This window comes from Streptomyces sp. YS-3 (assembly GCF_045257485.1).
Lineage (GTDB): Bacteria > Actinomycetota > Actinomycetes > Streptomycetales > Streptomycetaceae > Streptomyces.
Genome location: NZ_JBJHPC010000586.1, coordinates 1 through 4,418, shown reverse-complemented (window position 1 = coordinate 4,418; position 4,418 = coordinate 1). Strand labels below are relative to the sequence as shown.

Below are 4,418 nucleotides of genomic sequence, written 5' to 3'. Positions count from 1 at the left end.
CCCGGCCCACCCCGACCACGAGGTGTGCCGGGAGAACGTGGCACTGCTGCGGAGCCAGACCGACGCGCGGGGCCGGAGCATCGAGGTCGTGGAGGTCCCCGCCCCGACCGTGCTCACCGACGACCACGGCTGGGTCGACTACTCGTACATCAACCACTACCTCTGCAACGGCGGCGTCGTCCTGTGCGGCTTCGACGACCCCGGGGACGAGCACGCGGCGGGCATCTTCCGCCGGCTCTTCCCCGAACGGACCGTGACCCTCATCGACGCACGTACGATCTTCGCCGGGGGTGGTGGCATCCACTGCATCACCCAGCAGCAGCCCAGGGTGTGATCCGTAAGGAACCAGGAGGAGCGGCATGGCCGGTCCGGCCCGCGCGCGGAAGAACGCGCCGCCGCGCGACGAGGTGCTGGCCGCCGCCATGGCCACGATCGCCGAGCGAGGTCTCGACGGCCTGACCATGGCCGGTCTCGGCCGCGAGGTCGGCATGTCCAGCGGGCACCTGCTGTACTACTTCCACAGCAAGGACGAACTGCTGCTGCGGACCCTGGAGTGGAGCGAGGGCCTGCTCGGCGCCGAGCGCCGGGCCCTGCTCTCCCGGCCGGGCCCGGTCCGCGAACGCCTCGACGGCTATGTCGACCTGTATGTGCCGGACGGCGTCCGCGACCCGCACTGGATCCTGTGGCTGGAGGTCTGGAACCGGTCGCAGAACGCTGCCACCGACGCTGCCGCCCGCGCCCGCCAGGCCGCCATCGAGGGCGCCTGGCACCGCGACCTGGTCGCGATCATCGCGGAGGGCGTCTCGCGCGGCGAGTTCCGCCCGGTCGACGCCGACCGCTTCGCGGCCCGGCTGCGCGCGCTGCTCGACGGCTTCAGCGTCCATGTGGCGGTCGGTATACCGGGTACCGGACGGCCCCAAGTCCTGGAGCACGTACGGGAGTTCGTGGACGAGTCGCTCGTGCGACCCCTGACCGGGGGCTGAACACAACGTACGCAAGTACGCCTTATCGTTGCGTGCGTCACCCTTGTCGGCCGCATCGGCCTGGGCCACCGTGATCTTCCATGGGACGAGAGCAGTGGAAGAAGATCTGGGTCGGTTCGGCCGGCAACATGGTCGAGTGGTTCGACTGGTTCGTGTACGCCACCTTCGCGGTGTACTTCGCGGACGCGTTCTTCCCCAAGGGGAACGAGACCGCCAACCTCATGAACACGATGGGGATCTTCGCCGTCGGCTTCTTCATGCGGCCGGTGGGCGGCTGGCTGCTCGGCCGCATCGGCGACCGGCGCGGGCGCAAGGCGGCCCTGACCCTGACCGTCACCCTGATGTCCGCCTCCGCGGTCCTGATCGCGGTGGCGCCCACGTACGGGGTGGCCGGCTACGGGGGAGTGGCGGTCCTGCTGGTCGCGAGGCTGCTGCAGGGCCTCTCGGTCGGCGGCGAGTACGCGGCGAGCGCGACCTACCTCACCGAGGCGTCCGACCCCCGCCGCCGCGGCTTCGCCTCCAGCTTCCAGTACGTGTCGATGACCGCGGGCCAGCTCGTCGGCCTCGGCCTCCAGATCGTCATGCAGCGCACCCTCTCCGAGGACGCGCTGCACAGCTGGGGCTGGCGCGTCCCCTTCATCGTGGGCGCGCTGGGCGCGGCCGTCGTCTTCTATCTGCGGCGCAACATGCTGGAGACCGAGGTCTACGAGGAGTCCGGCGCGGCGCGGGACGAGGAGCGGGGCACCCTGAAGGCGCTGTGGCGCCACCGCAGGGAGGCGTTCCTCGTCATGGCGCTGACGATGGGCGGCACGGTCGCGTACTACACGTACACCACGTATCTGACGAAGTTCCTCTCCAAGAGCGCGGGCATGCCGAAGCCGACGGCGTCGCTGGTGTCGTTCTGCGCGCTGTTCGTCTTCATGTGCCTCCAGCCGCTGGCGGGCATGCTCTCGGACCGGATCGGCCGCCGTCCGCTGCTGATCACCTTCGCGGTCGGCTCGACGTTCCTGACCGTGCCGGTCATGACGATGCTCAAGCACGCGGGCACGTTCTGGCCGGCCTTCGGCCTGGCCCTGCTCGCCCTGGTGGTGGTGACGGGCTACACCTCGATCAACGCGTGCGTGAAGGCGGAGCTGTTCCCGACCGGCATCCGCGCCCTGGGCGTGGCCCTGCCGTACGCCATCGCCAACGCCCTGTTCGGCGGTACGGCGGAGTACGTGGCGCTGTGGTTCAAGAGGGGCGGCATCGAGTCCGGCTTCTACTGGTACGTGGCGGGGTGCGCCGGGGTGAGCCTGGTGGTGTACCTGACGATGCGGGAGACGCGGGACATCGACCTGAACCGGGTCGCGCCCGCCACCACGGCCGCCCCCGTTCCCGCGGGGACGGACGGGGTGCCCGCATCCTGAGACCCCGGTCCACGGCGTGGCGGCTCTGTGGCAGACTGCGACCGTGCTCGCTTTCCCGATGATTATGGACAGCAGCGCGCCGGTCCGCAGTGACCGCTGAACCCGCGGCACAACCCCCGCGGCAGCGGACATCGTGCCCCAGACCCGCGCGCAGACCCTTCGCACCCGCGAGGGGTCTTTTCGTTTCCCGGCCCCACCACGGCCGGACGCGAACCGCACGCGATGATGGGGGCAGTGGAGCCAGCCAGTCCGGAGCCACTCACCCGACAGGAGTCACCCCAGCATGACGGCCAACGAGGCACCAGAAGACAGCCATCGCGTCGACCGCGCCGACCGCGCCGATGATGGATTCCACGTCTTCGACACCACGCTGCGCGACGGTGCCCAGCGCGAGGGCATCAACCTCACCGTCGCGGACAAGCTGACGATCGCCCGGCACCTGGACGACTTCGGGGTGGGCTTCATCGAGGGCGGCTGGCCCGGCGCCAACCCCCGGGACACGGAGTTCTTCGCCCGCGCCCAGCAGGAGATCAGCTTCAGGAACGCCCAGCTGGTGGCGTTCGGGGCCACCCGCCGGCCCGGCGGCAGCGCGGCGACGGACCCGCAGGTCAAGGCGCTGCTGGCGTCCGGAGCGCCGGTGATCACGCTGGTCGCCAAGTCCCACGACCGCCATGTCGAGCTCGCCCTGCGCACCACGCTGGACGAGAACCTGGAGATGGTCCGGGACACGGTCTCCCATCTGCGCGAACAGGGCCGGCGCGTCTTCGTCGACTGCGAGCACTTCTTCGACGGGTACCGGGCCAACCCCGAGTACGCCAAGGCGGTCGTCCGGGCCGCGAGCGACTCCGGCGCGGACGTCGTCATCCTCTGCGACACCAACGGCGGCATGCTGCCCGCCCAGATCCAGGCCGTGGTCGCCACCGTCCTCGCCGACACCGGCGCCCGGCTCGGCATCCACGCCCAGGACGACACCGGCTGCGCCGTCGCCAACACCCTCGCCGCGGTCGACGCGGGCGCGACACATGTGCAGTGCACGGCGAACGGCTATGGCGAGCGGGTCGGCAACGCCAACCTCTTCCCGGTGGTGGCCGCGCTGGAGCTGAAGTACGGCATGAAGGTGCTGCCCGAGGGCGCGCTCGCCGAGATGACGCGCATCTCGCACGCGATCGCCGAGGTGGTCAATCTGACCCCCTCGACGCACCAGCCGTACGTGGGCGTCTCCGCCTTCGCTCACAAGGCGGGTCTGCACGCCTCGGCGATCAAGGTCGACCCCGACCTCTACCAGCACATCGACCCGGGCCTGGTCGGCAACCGCATCCGGATGCTGGTCTCCGACATGGCCGGCCGCGCCTCCATCGAGCTCAAGGGCAAGGAGCTCGGCGTCGAGCTCGGGGACGACCGCGAGCTGGTCGGCCGGGTCGTCGCGCGGGTGAAGGAGCGCGAGCTCCAGGGCTACACCTACGAGGCCGCCGACGCCTCCTTCGAACTGCTGCTGCGCGCCGAGGCGGAGGGCCGCGCCCGCAAGTACTTCCGCGTCGAGTCCTGGCGCGCCATCGTCGAGGACCGCCCCGACGGCACCCACGCCAACGAGGCGACGGTGAAGCTGTGGGCCAAGGGCGAGCGGATCGTGGCGACGGCGGAGGGCAACGGCCCCGTCAACGCGCTCGACCGCGCCCTGCGGGTGGGCCTGGAGCGCATCTACCCCCAGCTGGCCAAGCTGGAACTGGTCGACTACAAGGTCCGCATCCTGGAGGGCCGCCACGGTACGGACTCCACGACCCGGGTCCTGATCACGACCACGGACGGGGCGGGGGAGTGGGCGACGGTGGGAGTGGCGACGAACATCATCGGGGCCTCCTGGGGGGCGCGCTGGCCAAGCTGGAACTGGTCGACTACAAGGTCCGCATCCTGGAGGGCCGCCACGGTACGGACTCCACGACCCGGGTCCTGATCACGACCACGGACGGGGCGGGGGAGTGGGCGACGGTGGGAGTGGCGACGAACATCATCGGGGCCTCCTGGGGGGCGC

At 70.7% G+C, this 4,418-nt stretch carries 5 protein-coding genes; all 5 read left to right on the top strand.

The window, feature by feature from the left end; translation table 11 throughout:
* A partial coding sequence (locus tag ACJA3G_RS31250; RefSeq protein ID WP_406556405.1) for an agmatine deiminase family protein occupies nt 1–334 on the top strand: 334 nt, incomplete at its 5' end.
* Nucleotides 335–359: 25 nt separating this feature from the next.
* On the top strand, nt 360–983 hold the full coding sequence (locus ACJA3G_RS31245; protein WP_406556404.1) for a TetR/AcrR family transcriptional regulator: 624 nt from the start codon (nt 360–362) through the stop codon (nt 981–983).
* Between the two features lie 80 nt (nt 984–1,063).
* Nucleotides 1,064–2,389, top strand: coding sequence for an MFS transporter (locus ACJA3G_RS31240; protein ID WP_406556403.1), 1,326 nt, complete (start codon nt 1,064–1,066; stop codon nt 2,387–2,389).
* A gap of 283 nt (nt 2,390–2,672) precedes the next feature.
* The gene (cimA, locus tag ACJA3G_RS31235; RefSeq protein ID WP_406556402.1) at nt 2,673–4,340 is read left to right on the top strand and encodes a citramalate synthase; all 1,668 of its coding nucleotides are present in this window, start codon (nt 2,673–2,675) and stop codon (nt 4,338–4,340) included.
* The coding region (locus tag ACJA3G_RS31230; protein ID WP_406556406.1) for an alpha-isopropylmalate synthase regulatory domain-containing protein at nt 4,268–4,418 on the top strand (151 nt) is incomplete at its 3' end. The genes cimA and ACJA3G_RS31230, both read left to right, overlap by 73 nt.

Bases quoted from the DNA above. Each gene is read 5' to 3' on its own strand.
- ACJA3G_RS31245 (WP_406556404.1), top strand. From the start codon at position 360: ATGGCCGGTCCGGCCCGCGCGCGGAAGAACGCGCCGCCGCGCGACGAG.
- ACJA3G_RS31240 (WP_406556403.1), top strand. From the start codon at position 1,064: ATGGGACGAGAGCAGTGGAAGAAGATCTGGGTCGGTTCGGCCGGCAAC.
- cimA (WP_406556402.1), top strand. From the start codon at position 2,673: ATGACGGCCAACGAGGCACCAGAAGACAGCCATCGCGTCGACCGCGCC.